This window comes from Ruegeria sp. CE6, from assembly GCF_056537485.1.
In genome coordinates this window covers 659,920-678,803 of sequence record NZ_JBQFRR010000002.1, presented here as the reverse complement: position 1 = coordinate 678,803, position 18,884 = coordinate 659,920, and the positions used below count along the sequence as shown (strand labels likewise).

Sequence of the window (18,884 nt, the reverse complement as noted above, 5' to 3'; positions counted from 1 at the left end):
GTGACTATGGCACAGGCCATGAAAATCGCCATCGTGGATGATGAACAGGACATGCGCCAGTCGATCAGCCAGTGGCTGGCTTTGTCGGGGTACGACACCGAAACCTTTTCAAGCGCCGAGGATGCGCTCAAGGTCTTGGGGCCAGAATACCCCGGGATCGTGATTTCTGACATCAAGATGCCTGGAATGGATGGCATTCAACTGCTGAAAAAGCTGATGGGGGCCGATAGCACGCTACCGGTGATCATGATCACGGGGCATGGTGACGTGCCAATGGCCGTAGAGGCGATGCGTGTCGGGGCGTTCGATTTCCTTGAAAAGCCGTTTAACCCCGATCGCATGTCCGAACTGGCCAAACGCGCCAGCAATGCGCGTCGTCTGACGCTTGACAACCGAGCCCTGCGGCGTGAGCTGTCTGGCGGTACGCAGATCATGAACAAGCTGATCGGTGCCAGCCCCGTCATGGAGCGGTTGCGTGAAGATATTCTGGATCTGGGGCAGGCGGATGGTCATGTCCTGATCGATGGGGAAACCGGAACCGGAAAGACTTTGGTGGCGCATGCATTGCACGCGGTTGGTAGCCGGGCGGGTAAGAAATTCGTCTTGGTTTCTTGCGCAGCACTTGAGGAAGAAGCGCTGTCGAAACGCCTGTTTGGCCCGATGCTCCCCGAAGACACGCAGTTGCCCGCCATCGAAGAGGCCCGCGGCGGTACGCTGGTTCTTGAGGATGTCGAAGCCCTGAGTGATACGCTGCAGGCCCGTCTATTGAGCGTTATGAATGAGCAGGGCACCCCTGCGGAAACGCGGATCGTTGCGATTTCGAACCTGCAGGAAGCGGGCAAAACCTCAGAAGATGTATTGCGTCCCGATCTGTTCTATCGGTTGGCGGCGCTGCGCATCACCATGCCTCCGCTGCGACAGCGGGGTGAGGACATCCTGACGCTGTTCACCCGTCTGAGCGAACAGTTCGCAGAGGAATATGGCTGCGACGCGCCTCAGGTCAGTGCGCAGGAAGCGGCTCAGCTGCTTCAGGCCCCGTGGCCCGGGAATGTGAGGCAGTTGATCAACATTGCTGAGCGTGCGGTGCTGCAGTCGCGGCGCGGGTCGGGGACAATTGCTTCGCTGCTGATGTCGGATCACGAAGAGATGCAGCCAGTGATGACAACTGAAGGCAAGCCGCTGAAGGAATATGTTGAAGCCTTCGAGCGGATGCTGATCGACAATACGATGCGCCGTCACAAGGGATCGATCGCCTCGGTGATGGAAGAACTCTGCCTGCCACGCCGGACACTGAACGAAAAGATGGCGAAGTACGGGTTGCAGCGTTCGGACTACCTGTGAAGGTGGAGGAGGGGGCTGGCCCCCTCTTGAGCCTGCGGTTCAATTCAACCCCTGGATATTTCTGAACAGATGAAGGGACTCTTCGGCGCGTTCTTGGGTCGCGATGCAGTTTGCCCATTGTCTTTTCCACAGGACTGCTTTTATTGTGATCGAACGGGCCGGGTATTTTGTGCCTGCAAGCCCCGTGTTTTGAGTTTCGCTGCTGAGCTGATGGTGAGGATAGATCCCGCGCGGCGCGGCAGACCGATTGTGCCCCAATGGGGCAGATGAACGCCTGAACCCGTCTATGCGGGTGAAAGGAATAAATGGGCGGGCCGCATATAGACGCGCCTGTCGGAGAAGAACCGCGATGACGCGCGCGCAACGATTGAGTATACGGGCAGGGGGCCAAAGCGCCAGACCCTGCCGCGCGCCGTCCGATATCGCCCGTACAAGACACCTCCCCAAAAGCGCCTGTCCGCCTGGACGGGTCAGGACAACGCGTTTGGCGCGGTGCACCAAGGACACATGGCTAAGAAAATGCTTATCGATGCCACCCACGCGGAGGAAACCCGCGTTGTGGTGGTCGACGGAAACAAGGTTGAGGAATTTGACTTTGAATCCGAAAACAAACGCCAGCTTGCTGGCAACATCTATCTTGCAAAAGTAACACGGGTTGAGCCGTCGCTACAGGCGGCATTTGTGGACTACGGCGGGAACCGGCACGGGTTTCTGGCGTTTTCCGAAATACATCCCGACTATTACCAGATCCCCGTCGCTGACCGCGAGGCGCTGATGGAGGAAGAGCGCGCCTATGCCGAGGCGATGAAGGCGCGGGATGAGGCCGAGGAAACAAAGCCCAAGAAGCGCCGGTCGCGTTCGCGCTCGAAGGCCGCTGACGTCAAGACGGACGATCCGGTTGAGACGCTGGAGGTTTCCTCAGAGCCGACCGGAATGGAAACCATCGATCTGGATGACGGTGAAGAGACGGAGGTGCCCGAAGGGACGTCTCCGATGGAAATCGTTGCCGAGACGCCGGTGGAAGAGCCTGAGGATGCCGCCGAGCCTGTCGCTGAAGAAGCTCCGATCGAAGAAGCCAAGTCCGAAGATGTAGATCAGCAGGCGGAAGCGCCAGAAGAGACTGCTGAGGTAGCGGAAGACGCGCCTGTCGAAGCAACTGATACCGACCAAGAAGAACCTTCGGATGAGGTCGAAGCCAAGTCTGACGAAGAAGAGGCGGAAGCTTCTGGCGATGAGCCCGAGGCGGATGGCGAGACAGAAAGCAAAAGCGCTGACGCGGCTTCGAAAGACGATACCATCGAGTCGGTCGCAGACGAAGACGATAGCGAGGATATCCGTCCTCCGCGCAAGCCACGCCCGCGCCGCTACAAGATTCAAGAAGTTATCAAGGTGCGTCAGGTCCTGCTGGTGCAGGTGGTCAAGGAAGAGCGCGGCAACAAGGGTGCGGCACTTACCACGTATCTGTCTTTGGCGGGTCGGTACTGCGTACTGATGCCCAATACCGCACGGGGCGGCGGAATTAGCCGCAAGATCACCAATGCCGCTGACCGGAAGAAACTGAAGGACATTGCCGCTGAAATTGACGTGCCCACGGGCGCGGGTCTGATCGTTCGCACGGCGGGTGCCAAGCGGACCAAATCAGAGATCAAGCGCGACTATGAATACCTGCAACGACTGTGGGAGCAGATCCGCGAGCTGACGTTGCAATCCATTGCGCCTGCGAAAATTTATGAAGAAGGCGACCTAATCAAACGCTCGATCCGCGACTTGTATAATCGCGACATCGATGAGGTTCTGGTTGAAGGCGAGGGCGGGTATCGCATCGCCAAAGACTTCATGAAGATGATCATGCCGTCGCACGCCAAGAACGTGAAGCGATACGAAGACGCGCTGCCGCTATTCGCGCGATATCAGGTGGAAAGCTATCTGGCCGGGATGTTCAACCCGACGGTTCAGCTGAAATCCGGTGGCTATATCGTGATCGGGGTGACCGAAGCGCTGGTGGCGATCGATGTGAACTCGGGTCGGGCGACCAAAGAAGGTTCGATCGAGGAAACCGCGTTGAAGACCAATCTGGAGGCCGCCGAAGAAGTGGCGCGCCAATTGCGTCTGCGCGATCTGGCCGGTCTGATCGTGATCGATTTCATCGATATGGACGAGCGCAAAAATAACTCGGCCGTTGAGAAACGACTGAAAGACAAGCTGAAAACGGATCGTGCCCGTATTCAGGTGGGCCGGATTTCGGGCTTTGGACTGCTCGAAATGAGCCGTCAGCGCCTGCGTCCTGGAATGCTTGAGGCGACGACCCAGCCATGCCCGTCTTGCCATGGTACCGGCCTGATCCGGTCGGACGACAATATGGCACTGTCAATCCTTCGCCAGATTGAAGAGGAAGGCACTCGCCGCCGTTCGCGTGAGGTATTGGTGCGTTGCCCGGTTAGCATCGCCAACTTCCTGATGAACCAGAAACGCGAACACATCGCGCAGATCGAAGCGCGGTACGGTTTGTCGGTTCGGATCGAAGGGGACGTTCATTTGGTCAGCCCCGACTTCTCGATGGAGAAGTTCAAGACCGCTAGCCGTGTTGTTCCTGAAGCAACTGCGCCGGTGGTTTCGGTTGATGCGTCGCTGATGGATATGGTCGACGCCACGGATGAGGACGAAACCGAAGAAGAAACTGCGGTTCAGAGCGAGGAAGAGACCAAGCCCAAGCGTAAACGGCGTCGGCGCCGGCGCAAGAAGAGTTCGGGCAATGGTGACGCGCCGGATGGCAATGCGGACGAGTCTGACGCAGACAGTGTAACCGACTCGAGCAACGAAGCTGAGAGCGTCGAAGCCAAACAGACCGAGGCGGAGCCTGTTGCTGAGGAAGATGCCGAGAAAGCGACCAAACCGAAAAAGCGCCGGGCACCGCGTCGACGCAAAAAGGATACTGAGGCCACAGCCGAAGCAAGCGAGACGCAGACCGAAGCGGATAATGCGAACTCCGATCAGGAGAAAGAGCCGGTCAATGCTGAGGCCGACGAGGCTGAACAGCAAGAGCCAGCCGATGAGTCTGAAAGCATCGAACCAGCCGCTGAGCCCGATAGTGCTGATGCACCATCAGAACTTGAGATAGCCGAAGCAACGTCGGCTTCTGAAGTCGCTGAAGAAGTGCCAGAGGAACCTGCTGAAGCGCCTGAACTGGTTGCCGAAGAAGCCGAAGAATCGACCGTGGCAGCAGAACCCGAAGTCATTGAGGCTGCCACCCCAGAGCCAGTCTTGGAGGCAGTGGCAGACGAACCCGAACCCGCGCCGGCCAAGCCAAAGCGCCGAGGGTGGTGGTCATTGGGACAGTAAGAAAAAGGCGGGCCAACTGGCCCGCCTTTTTCATTAGGGTGCGTTCCAAAGAATCCTCAGGCCGATTTTTGGATCACATATATCTGATGACCATCCACTGTGTCTTGCGAGACAAGTGTATGGCCAGATTCGGTACAGAAATGCGGTACGTCGATGATCGCGGCAGGATCATCGGCCAGCACGCGCAGCATACCCCCCGCAGGCAAGGATTTCAGGCGCTTCCGAGCCTTCAAAACAGGCAAGGGGCACAACAATCCCAACGCATCCAGTGTTTCAATCTCATTGGTCATGGGGCTGAGATATTTCTAACGAGCGATACTGTCCAGCGCGCAACCACGAGGATGTGACCGAATGGCCTCGTGACGAAACCCGCGCGATACCATATGTGCTGAGTCATGTTCGGAATTGAGATCATAGACGCGGGCCTTCTGCCTGCCATGTTTATCGCCATGCTGGGCGGGTTGATAAGTTTTCTGTCTCCCTGCGTGCTGCCGATTGTGCCACCGTACCTCGCGTATATGAGCGGTGTGACTATCAACGAGATGCAGGATGAGGCGCGCGCGCGGCGCAAGGCGACCCTGGCGGCACTGTTTTTTGTTTTGGGTCTATCGACAGTGTTCCTGCTGCTAGGCTTCACAGCCTCGGTCTTTGGGGCGTTTGTCCTTCAGAACCAGGTGCTTTTCGCCAAACTCTCGGGTGCTGTCGTCATTGTCTTTGGCCTGCACTTTCTGAACGTGTTCCGTATTCCTTTGTTGGATCGTGAGGCACGCGTTGATACGGGTGACTCCAGCGGATCTGTGTTCGGGGCATATATTCTGGGACTGGCCTTCGCCTTCGGTTGGACGCCGTGTATCGGCCCACAATTAGGTGCAATCTTGTCGCTTGCCGCCTCCGAAGCATCAGTCACGCGTGGCACCGTATTGCTTGGCGTATATGCGGCAGGCCTGGGCATTCCATTCTTGCTGGCTGCGATGTTCCTGAACCGCTCGATGGCGGTTATGAACCGCATCAAACCGCATATGGGCACAATCGAGAAGGTGATGGGCGGGCTGCTGCTGTTTGTTGGCATCATGCTTGTCACCGGTTTGTTCACCGAATTCAGCTGGTGGCTGTTGGAAACATTCCCGGCTTTGGCAAACCTCGGTTAACCCTCTGGCTTTAAACGCGGATGGATAGACGCCAGGTCTTACCTTGGCGTCAACGCTGCGCTAATCTTTGGCGCAGAGGGCCGGGTAATGAGCAGTCAGCAATCCAAACCGCAGGTGCGCAAACGCCGGGTGTTTTACATTCCCGGCTACGACCCGATTCATCCGCGCCGATATCGAGAGCTCTACCGCAAAGAGGGGCACGCCCAGGCTGAGTTATCGGGATACCAGATCGATATTAGCGCTAGGGCGGGCGAAGGTCCCTACGGCTGGCAGGTGACTTCTCAGCAGGACGGCAGTCCTGTTGATGCAGATGTTCAGGTTCTGGTCTGGTCGGATATCGTGCGTGACAGCATGGCTCAATCGATACCGGCAACCTATCTGCAACTGGCGAGAACCGCCTGGATATATATCTCGACCGGTACGCTTTGGCGGCTGATGCAGCTGCGCAAGGGGCCCGTAATTGCGGCGCTATACCCGGTGGCAATGCTGCTGCTGCAGCTTTTGGCATCGTTGTTTATTGCTTGGGGTTTAGTCGCTGTATTGAAACCACTCGTTGGGTGGTGGTCTTTGGTACCTGCTGCCGGGGTAATCTATGCTCTGATGCAATGGTTCCGAAAGATCGATAATCGACTGTTCGCTTATTACCTCATGCATGACTATGCCCACTCGGCGAAGCTATACGGCGCGTACTCGCAAGATCTGCAATCGAGGCTGCGGGAGTTTTCTGACCTGATCACCGAGACGCTGGACACAGACACCGATGAGGTGCTGGTCGTAGGTCACAGCTCTGGCGCCCATCTTGGTGTGTCAGTGTTGGCAGATGTTTTACGACGACGGGGCGGTGTACAGGATAAGCCAGTCTTATCCTTTCTGACCTTGGGGCAGGTGGTGCCAATGGTTTCGTTTCTACCGCAGGCACACACGCTTCGCGCTGATCTTAAATATCTGTCCGAACGCGCGGATATGACTTGGATCGATGTCTCTGCACCAGGGGATGGCTGCGCGTTTGCGTTGTGCGATCCGGTCGCGGTCAGCGGCGTCGCTGGCCCCAAAAAATGCGGGCCGCTGGTTCTTTCTGCGGCCTTCACCCAAACACTGTCCCACGCGCGATGGCAGCAATTGCGTTGGCGCTTTTTTCGCCTGCACTTTCAATATCTTTGTGCGTTCGATCAACCTGGACTTTATGACTATTTCCGCATCACCGCAGGTCCTGAAACATTGAAACAGCGGTTTGAAAGGCGCGCCCCATCACGATCGCGCATTGAGCGGGCTGTTTCGAAATACATCGCGGTGGAAGCATGACGCCCCCAAAGCCCGAAGCACGACCAGATAAGGTCTCGCTGTGGCGGTATCTACGTCTGTTTCGGCAAGACTTGCTGTCTGCTCAGCCCCAGCGTCTATATCGAGCGTGGATGGCTGAATTCCGAACGCCGTTCTTTCGCTCGTATATGGTCAACCAACCCGATCTGATCCGCGCAGTTCTGAAAGAGCGCCCGGATGCGTTTCCAAAATCAAATCGCATCAGCGAAGGCTTACGCCCCTTATTGGGCCGGTCCGTGTTCCTGACCAATGGCGAAGTCTGGAAACGGCAGCGCAGGATCATTGATCCCGCCTTTGAAGGCGGACGTTTGAAAGATACGTTTCCCGCAATGTTAAATGCGGCGCAGGCTTGTGCGGATCGGCTTTCTGGCAGGGTTGGGCAGAAGGTGGAATGTGAAGAAATCACAAGCCATGTCGCGGCGGATGTGATTTTCCGCACCCTGTTTTCGGTTCCCATCGAACATGAGGTTGCCGCGCAGGTCTTCGATAAATTCCGAATCTATCAGCGCGAACAGCCCTTGCTGAACCTGGCCGCATTCGTGACGGTTCCAAGCTGGATGCCCCGATTTCATTCTCGCAAAACTCGCCAAACCGCCGGCGAGATTCGGGATCTGATCAGCCGATTGACGGATGAACGCGCTATAGCAATCGAAAACGGGTCGGCCCCCGATGATCTGGCCACCAAGATCATGACGACTACAGACCCGGAAACCGGAGACCGGTTTGATGCGCAGGAAATGGTCGATCAGGTCGCCATCTTCTTTTTGGCGGGGCATGAAACCAGCGCGTCTGCACTGGCTTGGACGCTCTATCTGATGGCGATGTATCCGGACTGGCAGGAAAAGCTGGCTGAGGAAGCGAAAGCTCTGGACATGCCCGAGTTTTCTACCATGTCCCAATTGAAACTTAGCCGCGATGTGTTTCGTGAATCTTTGCGCCTGTATCCACCAGTTCCAATGATGGTGCGCGAGGCGACATGCCCTGAACGCTTCCGAGATCGGGATATTTCGCAGGGTTCTCAGATCGTTGTAAGCCCCTGGCACTTGCATCGGCACGAAAGGCTTTGGGACCGGCCAGACGATTTCGACCCCACGCGATGGACGACGGAAAACGGAAAGAAATGCCAGCGCGAGGCCTATATTCCCTTTTCGGCGGGCCCCCGGGTCTGCACGGGCGCAGGGTTCGCGATGGTAGAAGGTCCTTTGATCTTATCGATGCTCTTGCGTCGTTACCGATTCGAAACAATACCAGACGAAACGCCGGTACCGGTCGCGCATTTGACCGTCAGATCGAAAGACGGAATTTGGTTGCGCTTGGTTGAGCGCTAACAAACTACCATCGCTCTTCGGCATGCTGTATGCGGATTGAAAATGTGGAATCATATTGAACGGGATTGAGTTATGTCGAAAGCAGAACAGCGCGCGCAGATGTCCGAAGGCGCAGGATTTATCGCAGCACTGGACCAAAGCGGCGGTTCAACCCCCAAAGCGCTGGCTTTGTATGGTGTTGAAGCATCGGATTACGGATCAGACGAAGAGATGTTCGGCGAGATTCAGAAGATGCGCGCGCGGATCATTCTGGCTGACGATTTCACCAAGGATAAAGTGATTGGCGCGATCCTGTTCGAACGGACCTTGGGCGAAGAAATCGACGGCAAGAAGGTCGCGGATTATCTGTGGTCCGAAAAAGGTATCGTGCCGTTTCTGAAAATCGACAAAGGACTTGAGGATCAGGCCAACGGTGTTCAGATGATGAAGCCAATTCCGGGGCTGGCTCAGACGTTGGCCAAGGCGGATGATGTTTTTGGCACCAAGGAACGCTCAGTTATCCACGAAGCAAATGCTCAGGGCATTGCCGACGTTGTCGCGCAGCAGTTCCAGGTCGCACGCGTGGTCACTGATGCGGGAATGGTCCCAATTGTCGAGCCTGAGGTAAACATCCACTCGGAAACCAAGGCCGAAGCTGAGGACATTCTGAAATCAGAAATTCTGAAGAACCTGGATCAATTGGTCGAGGGTCAGGAAGTGATGCTGAAGCTGACGATCCCCAGCCAGGCCAACCTGTATGATGAGGTGGCGGATCACCCGCGCGTCCTGCGTGTTGTGGCGCTTTCCGGCGGATACTCGACCGAGCAGGCCTGCGACCTGCTTGGCCAAAACAGCAAGATGATCGCGTCGTTTTCGCGCGCACTGACCGAAGGGCTGTCCAAGCAGCAATCAGACGCGGAATTCAATGCAGCGCTCGGCGGGAATATCGACAATATCTTCCGCGCCTCGGTCTGATAGTGGGGTAATCTATTCGGGCTTGATGAAATCGCGGCGCAATTGCGCCGCTTTTTCGCGCATGACACATCCGTTGGCGTGATCATTGATCAACCCCATGGCCTGCATAAAGGCAAAGATCGTGGTGGGGCCTACGAATTTCCAACCGCGTTTCTTCAGATCTTTCGACATCGCAATGGATTCTTTCGATGTGGAAGCGCTTTGCGGGGCGGGTGGCGCCGTAGGCTCGTACCTCCAGACATAAGCGGCCAATGATCCCTCGTCAGCGATTAGGTCCTGCACGCGGCGGGCGTTGTTGATCACGGCTTCAATCTTGCCGCGGTGTCGCACGATGCCTTTATCGTCCAGAAGTCGATTGATATCTGCATCAGAAAATTCGGCTATCTTGTTGAAATCAAAGTTTCTAAACGCTGCCCTGAAATTCTCGCGTTTTGACAGAATGGTGCGCCAACTCAAGCCTGACTGAAAGCTCTCGAGGCACAGTTTCTCAAACAGTCGTCTGTCATCGGAAACCGGATATCCCCATTCGTTATCATGATAGTCAAAGAATTCGGGGGCGACGTTGCACCACGAACACCGAGGCTTTCCATCTGGGCCTGTTGCCAAATCGTTCATGAATGTACCCTTTTTGTTCTCCGCGAAGATAAGCGACGCGATTGTTTGAAATCAAGTACTCAATCGGTTTGACGATACCAATTCAGAATGAAGACACGAATGGCCGAAGCCAGTCCGGTTTCCGGGTCGCGCTCTGCATCAATATTTGCCGCCAGGACATTGATTGGGATATCTTTTTCCCGCGCGATATCACGGAAGGCTTGCCAGAACTCATCCTCAAGCGAAACGGATGTTCGATGACCTTGCAAGGTCAGGGAGCGTTTGACAGGACGTCCACTCATTCGTCGACCTTGTGACCGTCAAGGTCCCGGCGCTGCCGGTCTTGCTGCAGCTTTACTACGGTCCTGTCGGCTTTGGATTGTCCGTGTTTCGCAGCGTTTGCATCCGCGCGGGCCTTTTTTTCAGCCCGCGCTTTTTCTTTTCGAAACCGGTTCAGGTTAACCGGTTTACCCATCAGTCCTTGGGTCCAATCATATGCTCGGGCCGCACAACCGCATCAAACGTCGCCTCATCCACAAAGCCCAACGCAATCGCTTCTTCCTTAAGTGTTGTGCCGTTCTTGTGCGCTGTTTTGGCGACGGTCGTGGCGTTGTCATACCCGATTGTCGGTGCCAGAGCAGTCACCAGCATCAGGGATTCCTTCATCAGCTTGTCGATGCGTGGCTCGTTGGCTTTGATGCCCAACAGCATCCGCTCGGTAAAGCTGTCGGCTGCATCGCCGAGCAGCTGGATCGACTGCAGCAGGTTATAGGACATCATCGGGTTGTAGACGTTCAGCTGGAAATGGCCCTGCGAACCTGCAAACTTCATTGCTGCGTCGTTGCCCATCACATGCGCGGCCACCTGAGTCAGCGCTTCGGCCTGTGTCGGGTTCACCTTTCCGGGCATGATGGAGGAACCGGGCTCGTTTTCGGGCAGGATAAGCTCACCCAATCCTGAGCGGGGCCCCGAACCCAACAGACGGATATCGTTGGCAATCTTGTAGCAGGAACCGGCGATCGTGGCCAACGCGCCCGACAGGAAGACCATGGCATCATGTGCGGCCAGCGCTTCGAATTTGTTCGGCGCGGTCACAAAGGGCAGGCCGGTGATATCGGCCATATTCTTGGCGACAGCCTCATCCCAGCCGCCATGCGTGTTCAAACCGGTACCCACAGCAGTACCGCCTTGAGCCAGTTCATAGATACCGGGCATTGCAGCTTCTACGCGCGCAATACCCTGACGGATTTGGTGCGCATACCCGCCGAATTCCTGTTCCAACGTCAACGGCGTGGCATCCTGCGTATGGGTACGGCCGATCTTGATGATACCGGCAAACTCTTTTGCCTTGGCTTCCAGCGCCGAGGCGAACTTCTCAAGCCCGGGCATCAACACATCGCGCACACTCATCGCTGTGGCGATGTGCATCGCGGTGGGGAAAGTATCGTTCGAGGATTGACCCATATTGCAGTGATCATTCGGGTGAACGGGATCTTTCGAGCCAATCTCGCCACCCATAATCTCAATCGCGCGGTTCGCAATGACCTCGTTCGAGTTCATATTGGATTGCGTGCCCGAGCCGGTTTGCCATACGACCAGAGGAAAGTTGTCGTCAAACTTGCCTTCGAACACTTCACCGGCCGCTTGTATGATCGCGTCGGCGATCTTGGCGTCCAGCTTGCCGATGGCTTTGTTTTCAATTGCACAGGCCTTTTTGATCACACCCAACGCGCGCACGATGGCGACGGGCTGCTTTTCCCAGCCGATGGGGAAGTTCATGATCGAACGCTGCGTTTGCGCGCCCCAGTACTTATCGGCAGGCACCTCAAGCGGGCCAAAGCTGTCGGATTCAGTGCGGGTTTGAGACATCGGTCGCTCCGGTCTGGTATGCAGTCGTATGCCGTTTACCCGCAGCAAGGCTGTGGCGCAATCGGCCAGTTGAGCGCACCTTAAACTTGGGCCGCGCAAAGGTATAGACGCGGCACAGCTACAAATAATTTCTGTTAGCGAAAACAGTGCCATTGTACGTCGGCGGGCTAAAGTTAAGATGGGACAATAACCCTGACGGAGGCAACCATGCGCGTGTCACTTCTCAAAAGCCCTTTGTATACGCTTGCGTTATTGTTTGCCGCGAGTTTTTGGCTGGCAGTATTTGTGCAACACGCTCAGGCGACGGGAATCGAGCCGTTCGTGGGCGACTATACCGGTTCGGCCGACGTTGTTGATGCGGATGGTACGGCGACCCCTCGGGATATGAGCGTTTCGATTCAGGAAATTAAAGGGGGCTTCAACGTGAGTTGGACCACCACGACTTACAAAGCCGACGGTCGCATCAAGGATGAGAAATACTCGGTTGATTTTCAAGGCTCGGATCGGCCCGATGTTTATTCTGCGGCCATGAAGCGAAATGTGTTTGGCCATGAGGTGCCGCTTGACCCGATGAAAGGGGAACCCTTTGTTTGGGGGCGGATCGAAGGAGATACTCTGACGGTGTTTTCGTTGTTCATAGCCGAAAACGGTGGCTATGAGCTTCAGCAATTTGACCGGACACTAGCTGATGGCGGGCTCGACCTGTCATTTTCCCGGTTTCGCGATGGGGTTAAGTCGCGCTCGGTCGAGACATTCCTTCAAAAAGAATAAACCCCGCATCAAGCGGGGTTTTCTGGGTCATTTCCGGAAGCTGTCCAGCGAGACCACATCCGCATCATGCTGAGGTTCCGTCTCTTCGGCCTCAAGCTCAATCGGGGCTTCTTCCGTCACATGGATCTCTTCGTCCTCGTCTTCTGGGCTTTCAAAGCGCAAGCCAAACTCAACCGAAGGATCCACGAAGGTCTTGATCGCCAGATAGGGGATGTAAAGGGGTTCCGGCGCATCCCCGAAATTCAGCGTAATCGAAAAGCCATCGTTACCGACTTCGAGGTTTTCGAACCAGTGCTGCATGACAATCGTCATCTCGCCTGGATAGCGCTCACGCAGCCAATCGGCCAACTCAACGCCCTCATGCCGTGTATCAAAAGTGATAAAGAAATGATGCGAACCGGGCAGGCCGGTTTCGGACACGTCGGTCAGGACGGTCTTGATCAGGCCTCGCATGGCCGTGTGCATCAGATTCCCGTAGTCGATGTCTTGCGACATGGTTGATCCTCGAAAGTGGTTAATCCCAGCATAGTTCATTCGGACGGAAACGAAAGGCTGTGCTGGGCTGTATTGATTACAAAATCTGCATGCCTAGTCCGGCCATAACCATGATACCAAGTGTGGTTGCTAAACCGGATTTCATACGAAAAATCAACAGGCCAGCCAGAACGGTCAGCACAAGTGCGCTGAATTCAAGCGACGAAGGGTCGGGTAGGGGGAGAGAAACTGGTCCCCAATGCCACCCCGGAATTGAGGTGAACAAGACGTTTAGCCCGAACCACACGGAGAGGTTGAGAATCACTCCGACGACCGCAGCTGTGATTCCGTGCATCGCGGCCCCAAGACGCGGACGCTCGGCGATTCTGTCCAGATGCGGGGCTGCAAGAAAAATCCACAGAAAACACGGTACAAACGTCGCCCATAAAGCGACAATGCCCGCCGCAAACGCTAGCGAGGCGCCTCCGGCAATCTGACCGCTAAGCATGGCCACAAATTGAGTCACCAGAATCAGCGGCCCAGGCGTGGTTTCGGCCAGACCTAGCGCGTCGATCATCTGGTCCGTGCTGATCCATTGGTAGGTTTCGACCACGGTCTGGGTCATATAGGCCAGCACCGCATAGGCACCGCCAAAAGTTACAACCGCAAGGCGGGCAAAGAACCAGCCCAGATCGCTGAGCAGTTCCTGACCGCTCAAAGACAGAACAAACAACGGCCCCAGCCAAAGAATAAGCCAGAAAACCGCTGTGCGAACAGGATTGGCAAGTGTTGGGCTGGTTTGAACGGCAACGGGCTTGTCGTCTTTCGAAGTCACGAATCCCCAAACGGCAGCGCACAGTATGATTAGCGGGAAGGGCAGGTTGAAGACAAAGATCCCCAAAAAGGCTAGGCCCGCGATAACCCGGTGCTCGACGTCTGTAAGCGCTTTCCTCGATAGGTTCCGTAATGCTTGCAGGACGATGATGATCACCGTGGCCTTGATGCCCAAGAATCCGGCTTGAACCAAAGGCAATGTACCATAGGCCGCATAAAACAATACCAGCAGCGCGATCACCAGAGCACCTGGCAGTACAAACAAACAGCCCGCGATTAACCCTCCGGCCACGCCGCGCAGCCGCCAACCTGCATAAGTGGCAAGCTGCATGGCCTCGGGACCTGGCAACAGCATGCATAAGGAAAGCGCGCGCAGATAGGTCTGTTCGTCCAACCAGGGGCGCTTTTCGACCAGCTCCTGATGCATCAGTGAAATTTGGGCGGCGGGGCCGCCGAAGGACAGCAGCCCGATGCGCCCAAACACCCTGATCAACTCTTGGTATGAAGGGGTCATCTGCCGTGACCCGCGGGCCAGTCATGCGTCTCGCTAGAGCCATCGCGCGCCCAGCGATAGAGTGCATCATAGATGTGCATTCCAGCCTGCAATTGTTGTTGGTCATCCCGATACTGGCGCGACAAGCCGACCGAAAGGGCCAGCAACCCGGCGGCCTCAGGCGCCAGATCGTGCCTGTTTGTATCGGCGGCACGTATGATCGTGGCCATGCGGTCCAGAGGCTCAGATCGAAGCTTGAAGTCATCCAGCATCGTGTCAAAGGTGCAATTGTCGCCGCGATGGCTCCAATCAGTTCCTTCAACATCAAAGGGTGTGGCGCCGAAGTGCTCGGCAACCCCCTGAATTTCATCCGGTGCTACAAACAGGAACCGAGCGCGCCTGTCGACAAACCTGCGGATCAGCCAGGGGCACGCGATGCGATCAATCTTGGGGCGGTGCCGCGTCACCCAGACCGTGTTGCCTTTTGCAACTGCAGGAAGGGCAGGCACAGACACGACCATTGCGCCCGGCATAGCGCGCCAGGCGAACATTCCACCTTCCAGAAATTCTGCCACCACCCCTTCAGCCTGCAGCCATGAAACTACGCCCTGACTCAGCTTTTTGCCTTTCTGGCAAATTACAACGCAAGAATGATCGCCGGTATGATTTCTTATGCCATCAACATTTTGATATGGCATTCGGAATGCGCCGGGTATTAGGGAGGGATCATCGTCGAAATCCCCATCTGTGCGCACATCAAACAGGATAGGAGCCTGAGGCGTACCGATCAGGCGCAAGAGTTGTCGGGGTGTAATTGCATTGGGGGCAGCCATTGCATGTTTCCTTATTGCTTTGGATACATGCGAACTTGGGCTGCCGCCTCACGGGGTGTTCGCAAGCTTACCCCTTGATCCTCTGCTAGCGTGCAAATGCGGGATGGGTCAAGCTTGCGGTCAAGTTTGTCAGGCCCAGTCCAACCTTTGCCCGGTCATGCAAACCGGAAGAGTATCCTGTGGGAACTGCCCCAGTTGTTCAAAAAGTGTAATGAAATCAAACTGATTATAGGCCTCGACCATCTTATCCCCCTTGAAGCGCGCCATGACTTGTCCGGTAACTTCAAGCGGGGCACCGTTATCGGCCCGGAAGGTGCGGACATGCAGAATACCAGAGACCCAATCACCATTTTCGATGATCTTCGGCAGTTCGACTGTGATCTCGCCCAGAACATGACGAAACGCCATGACCAGATCGCGAAAGTCGTCCGCGCCAACCTGCATTTCGGGTATCAACCCTTCGGCCATCGTATCCGGGGCAAAAAACTGATCGATTGCATCGGTATTGCCTTGTTCCCAGACCTCTGAATACCACGCCCTAAGCCTGTCAGAATTCGTCATCTCAGCCCTCCTGTCGCTTGTTCAGGAAGATGGATCAGAGAAATGAATAAACCCTGAATCCCAGGTGAGTTATGGGCATGGAGCAGACATAATCGGTAAAATGCAGGTTTCTGTTGCCAGGTACCTGCGAACCCCGCCTTACGCGGCTAGGCGCAAGGGCTTAAGTTTCGGTCTTGCTACTGCTTACGCAGCAACTGCAACCGGAGCACGATTGTCGTTTGCAATTGTACTAGTTTCGCCGATAACGGTGGCAGACAGCCGAGACAAAGCTAACCCCTTTAGACGTTCGTCGATCCTGTTTCGGCCCCAAAATCCCCAAACGAAGGATGATTGGTGGAGCCGCCGGGTACCGCCCCCGGGTCCGATCCGCTTATTACGAGCGCGTTTATGTCCATAGTCCCGAAGGACCCCTCATATATAGGTTAGGACGTGGTCGGATGCAAACCCGGAATTCTAAGGTTGACTTATATCAAATTCAATAAGTTAAGCAGCTTTGTTCATGTTGGCGAGAATAAGCCAAAGGGCCAGAACAAGCTCGATTCCACCAAAAGTCAGCGCCTTGACGAACGGGGGATTATCCAGCGCCAAAGACACAAACCGACCCAACGCCGCCCCTGCATAAACAACGCCCAGCATGGCATATGCCATCGGTGTGTTGAGCCAGAGAACCACGGCACCTGTCACCACGAACAACCCGCCAACCGAGGCTCGCATCTCACTAAGTCCCATGGTGCTTTTGGTGGGGGCTAGGTCCAGCGCGTTGGCTGTGTAGGCCGGGGCCAGAAATCCGAACAAACCAAAGCCGATGGTCAGCAAGGCGGCAATCACGTTAAGGGCTGTGATCATGGACTTTTTCCCTTTCTGCTCTGCCCGCAGAGTCTAGCGCAGCACTATGTAAAGAAAAGCATCTAAATCGCTGACCACAAGCCTATAACTCCGACCGCGATCAGGCTGAGAGCCCAGACAAGTTCCAGATTGAACCAACTGCGTGACAGAAATTGAAGGCCCAGCCAGCGATAGACGGCGAAGGCCAGAATGCCCCCGCCAAGGATCATGGCGGCTGTGTGAAGTGCAGCGACCGTCAGAACGAGCAGGCCATTGCTCGCCATGATCTGAGAGACTGCGATCTGGCCCGTTTCCAACTCGTCTGATCCACACAATCCAAGATAAATCGGAACCAGCATCAACGCCGCGCCGTGTGCCAGCGCAACGAGGAACGACCAAAGTGCCAATTTGCTTGGCGGTACGCGCGACAACATCCGGGGATGCCGGCGTGTTATGGCGATGTAAACACCCATTGTGATCACAATCAGCGCAGCACCGATACGAATTTCGCGTTGATATTCAACCAGAACTGCCATCATAGCAAATGGCAGTAGGACCCCCAGCATGGCGACGAAATGACCACCAGCCAGGGCGGTCAATGCGCGCCACAAAGCTGATGGCCGTTGTTCCATCAGCGCCGAAGATACCGCAAGCGGCCAGCCCATTCCGGGATTCAGGCCATGATAAGCGCCGCTAATCACAACGGCCAGCCAGAGACCAGCCGTTGATGTCATCAGAGTTTCCAACTCAGACCGATGGGTAGCAGAAACTATCGGTAGAACAGTCTCCACCCTCAAGCCGGATTTGGTGGGCCCGATATCCGTCGGGGAAGTCGACCCAGAACTTCGGATCCAATGTCAGGCCTCCGTTTTCGCCAACATCCGCCTTGACCATCGCAGCCCCGCGTTCACCGGGATAGAACTGATCATCCCAAGTGGAATAAAGCGAATTGGTCCAATATACCCGCTTTCCGTCGCGGCTGATTTCAACCATCTGCGGCCCGTAACCAAAGTCTTGCCCGTTGGGATGTTTTGTTTTCTTGACGATCCCCCCGATCTCGACTTTGCCCGCAAGGGTCGGGTTCATCGGATCAGAGACATCGTACTGATGCATCTCACCCGTGCCCCAACAGGCCACATAAAGGTATTTATCGTCTAAGCTGAGATCGATATCCGTGACCAGTGGCGGAACGGCAGAGAAGCCTTTCAGCAATTCAGGTAAGTCATCGGGATCAGCGGGCTGCGGATCGATCGTGATGGTCTTCTTGGCCTCGAAGGTGCCATCATCATTACGCCACCAAGTAAAGATCGCGCCCTGCAGGTTGGTCGTGTCAACCACCACACCACAGAACCCATATTGTTTGACCGGATCGTGAGCGGGCCGGATTTCCAGGGCCATCTGGTGATTTTCACCCAGATCGATGGTCTGAATATTGGTCCGGCTGCGCAGGTTCCAGAAATGGATGCTGTGCCCGTATTTGTTCGAAAGCAGATCCTCGGCCACGATGCCGTTTTCGAATTGCGGAGGCAGCCCCCATTCCGAACTGACCATATAGTCGCGTGGCAGGTTCCACCAGAAATCGTAGTGTTTGTCTTGGATACCTCGCTCGATCTCGTAGCGCCCGATGATCTCGAAGCTCTCGCAATCCATGATGAAAATGCCCGGAGGACCGTCCGTGCCGTCTTCGCCACCGCCTCCAAGCGTGCTCACGTAGATCCCCTCCGGTCCGCAATGGATCGTGTGCGGGCGGGAATATCCAGTTTTTGCAAAAACTTCTTCGGGTTCGATGATCTTGTGTATCTTGGCCTCAAGCGGGTTCTTGACGTCGATAATGTAGATCCGGCTTGATCGTATGCCAGGAACAATGAGGTAGCGGCGTTCCAGAAACGCATGGCCACTAAGCGGTGACAGCGCAGAGGAACAAGCGTTCCACCCGAAATGGTGAAACTCATCGCCTTTTTCTGGCATGATCACCTGATGAACAATTTTTCCGTAATCATCCGAAGTCGGATCCACGTTCACGACGGCCAAACCGTCGGGTTGGGAAAAATCAGGGCTTAGCATCAACGTGAATGCAAGCGTTTCAGTGGGGCCCTCCATCGCCAGTTTGGCTGATGGGTAAAAGGTTGGGTCCGGTCTTTGGTTCATAACGTCCTCCCGTAAGTCATTGATCTTCAATTCATGTTGGAAGTTCCGGTCT

At 55.6% G+C, this 18,884-nt stretch carries 19 protein-coding genes and 1 other RNA gene; 7 read left to right on the top strand and 13 right to left on the bottom strand.

Features of this window, described 5'->3' with window-relative positions:
• Positions 1-6 precede the first annotated feature (6 nt).
• The gene (locus ACR0DK_RS11860; RefSeq protein ID WP_170393162.1) at positions 7-1,341 is read left to right on the top strand and encodes a sigma-54-dependent transcriptional regulator; all 1,335 of its coding nucleotides are present in this window, start codon (positions 7-9) and stop codon (positions 1,339-1,341) included.
• Between the two features lie 507 nt (positions 1,342-1,848).
• A complete protein-coding gene (locus ACR0DK_RS11855; protein WP_480436901.1) occupies positions 1,849-4,680 on the top strand; it encodes an Rne/Rng family ribonuclease in 2,832 nt (943 codons plus the stop codon).
• Between the two features lie 56 nt (positions 4,681-4,736).
• Here ACR0DK_RS11855 and ACR0DK_RS11850 read toward each other — a convergent pair whose 3' ends face one another.
• Positions 4,737-4,970, bottom strand: coding sequence for a sulfurtransferase TusA family protein (locus tag ACR0DK_RS11850; protein WP_170393161.1), 234 nt, complete (start codon positions 4,968-4,970; stop codon positions 4,737-4,739).
• 105 nt (positions 4,971-5,075) lie between these two features.
• Here ACR0DK_RS11850 and ACR0DK_RS11845 point away from each other — a divergent pair, with 105 nt between their 5' ends.
• The 4 genes from ACR0DK_RS11845 (at position 5,076) to ACR0DK_RS11830 (ending at position 9,430) form a co-directional block, all read left to right on the top strand.
• Positions 5,076-5,828, top strand: coding sequence for a cytochrome c biogenesis CcdA family protein (locus ACR0DK_RS11845; protein ID WP_170393160.1), 753 nt, complete (start codon positions 5,076-5,078; stop codon positions 5,826-5,828).
• An 87-nt stretch (positions 5,829-5,915) separates the two neighbouring features.
• On the top strand, positions 5,916-7,130 hold the full coding sequence (locus ACR0DK_RS11840) for a hypothetical protein (RefSeq protein ID WP_480736280.1): 1,215 nt from the start codon (positions 5,916-5,918) through the stop codon (positions 7,128-7,130).
• Entirely contained in the window at positions 7,127-8,476 is a 1,350-nt protein-coding gene (locus ACR0DK_RS11835) for a cytochrome P450 (RefSeq protein ID WP_480736278.1), read from the top strand. Before ACR0DK_RS11840 ends, ACR0DK_RS11835 begins: the two co-directional genes overlap by 4 nt.
• A 72-nt stretch (positions 8,477-8,548) precedes the next feature.
• The gene (locus tag ACR0DK_RS11830) at positions 8,549-9,430 is read left to right on the top strand and encodes a fructose bisphosphate aldolase (RefSeq protein ID WP_480736274.1); all 882 of its coding nucleotides are present in this window, start codon (positions 8,549-8,551) and stop codon (positions 9,428-9,430) included.
• Positions 9,431-9,442: 12 nt separating this feature from the next.
• On the opposite strand, the gene ACR0DK_RS11825 is transcribed toward ACR0DK_RS11830, so the two are convergent.
• The 4 genes from ACR0DK_RS11825 to fumC are packed head-to-tail and all read right to left on the bottom strand — an operon-like array spanning position 9,443 to position 11,893.
• Entirely contained in the window at positions 9,443-10,045 is a 603-nt protein-coding gene (locus tag ACR0DK_RS11825) for a DNA-3-methyladenine glycosylase I (protein ID WP_480736272.1), read from the bottom strand.
• 59 nt (positions 10,046-10,104) lie between these two features.
• Positions 10,105-10,326: a ribbon-helix-helix domain-containing protein gene (locus ACR0DK_RS11820; RefSeq protein WP_170393155.1), complete on the bottom strand. Its 222-nt coding sequence runs from the start codon at positions 10,324-10,326 to the stop codon at positions 10,105-10,107.
• Positions 10,323-10,499: a DUF4169 family protein gene (locus ACR0DK_RS11815; RefSeq protein ID WP_170393154.1), complete on the bottom strand. Its 177-nt coding sequence runs from the start codon at positions 10,497-10,499 to the stop codon at positions 10,323-10,325. The genes ACR0DK_RS11820 and ACR0DK_RS11815 overlap by 4 nt, the downstream gene beginning before the upstream one ends.
• A complete protein-coding gene (gene fumC / locus ACR0DK_RS11810) occupies positions 10,499-11,893 on the bottom strand; it encodes a class II fumarate hydratase (protein WP_170510046.1) in 1,395 nt (464 codons plus the stop codon). Before fumC ends, ACR0DK_RS11815 begins: the two co-directional genes overlap by 1 nt.
• A 207-nt stretch (positions 11,894-12,100) precedes the next feature.
• Here fumC and ACR0DK_RS11805 point away from each other — a divergent pair, with 207 nt between their 5' ends.
• Entirely contained in the window at positions 12,101-12,664 is a 564-nt protein-coding gene (locus tag ACR0DK_RS11805; protein WP_480736270.1) for a hypothetical protein, read from the top strand.
• Positions 12,665-12,691: 27 nt separating this feature from the next.
• Here ACR0DK_RS11805 and ACR0DK_RS11800 read toward each other — a convergent pair whose 3' ends face one another.
• The 8 genes from ACR0DK_RS11800 to ACR0DK_RS11765 form a co-directional block, all read right to left on the bottom strand.
• The gene (locus tag ACR0DK_RS11800; RefSeq protein WP_480736268.1) at positions 12,692-13,159 is read right to left on the bottom strand and encodes an SspB family protein; all 468 of its coding nucleotides are present in this window, start codon (positions 13,157-13,159) and stop codon (positions 12,692-12,694) included.
• Positions 13,160-13,235: 76 nt separating this feature from the next.
• Positions 13,236-14,486: a chromate efflux transporter gene (gene chrA / locus ACR0DK_RS11795; protein ID WP_480736265.1), complete on the bottom strand. Its 1,251-nt coding sequence runs from the start codon at positions 14,484-14,486 to the stop codon at positions 13,236-13,238.
• Positions 14,483-15,298: a chromate resistance protein ChrB domain-containing protein gene (locus ACR0DK_RS11790; RefSeq protein ID WP_480736263.1), complete on the bottom strand. Its 816-nt coding sequence runs from the start codon at positions 15,296-15,298 to the stop codon at positions 14,483-14,485. Before ACR0DK_RS11790 ends, chrA begins: the two co-directional genes overlap by 4 nt.
• Positions 15,299-15,427: 129 nt before the next feature.
• Positions 15,428-15,859, bottom strand: coding sequence for an ester cyclase (locus ACR0DK_RS11785; protein ID WP_170393148.1), 432 nt, complete (start codon positions 15,857-15,859; stop codon positions 15,428-15,430).
• 99 nt (positions 15,860-15,958) lie between these two features.
• Positions 15,959-16,306: a transfer-messenger RNA gene (gene ssrA, locus ACR0DK_RS11780) on the bottom strand.
• A 36-nt stretch (positions 16,307-16,342) separates the two neighbouring features.
• Positions 16,343-16,705, bottom strand: coding sequence for a DUF4345 family protein (locus ACR0DK_RS11775; RefSeq protein ID WP_480561531.1), 363 nt, complete (start codon positions 16,703-16,705; stop codon positions 16,343-16,345).
• A 62-nt stretch (positions 16,706-16,767) separates the two neighbouring features.
• A complete protein-coding gene (locus tag ACR0DK_RS11770; protein WP_170393146.1) occupies positions 16,768-17,418 on the bottom strand; it encodes a hypothetical protein in 651 nt (216 codons plus the stop codon).
• A 13-nt stretch (positions 17,419-17,431) separates the two neighbouring features.
• On the bottom strand, positions 17,432-18,832 hold the full coding sequence (locus ACR0DK_RS11765; protein ID WP_170393145.1) for a selenium-binding protein SBP56-related protein: 1,401 nt from the start codon (positions 18,830-18,832) through the stop codon (positions 17,432-17,434).
• Between the last annotated feature and the right edge of the window lie 52 nt (positions 18,833-18,884).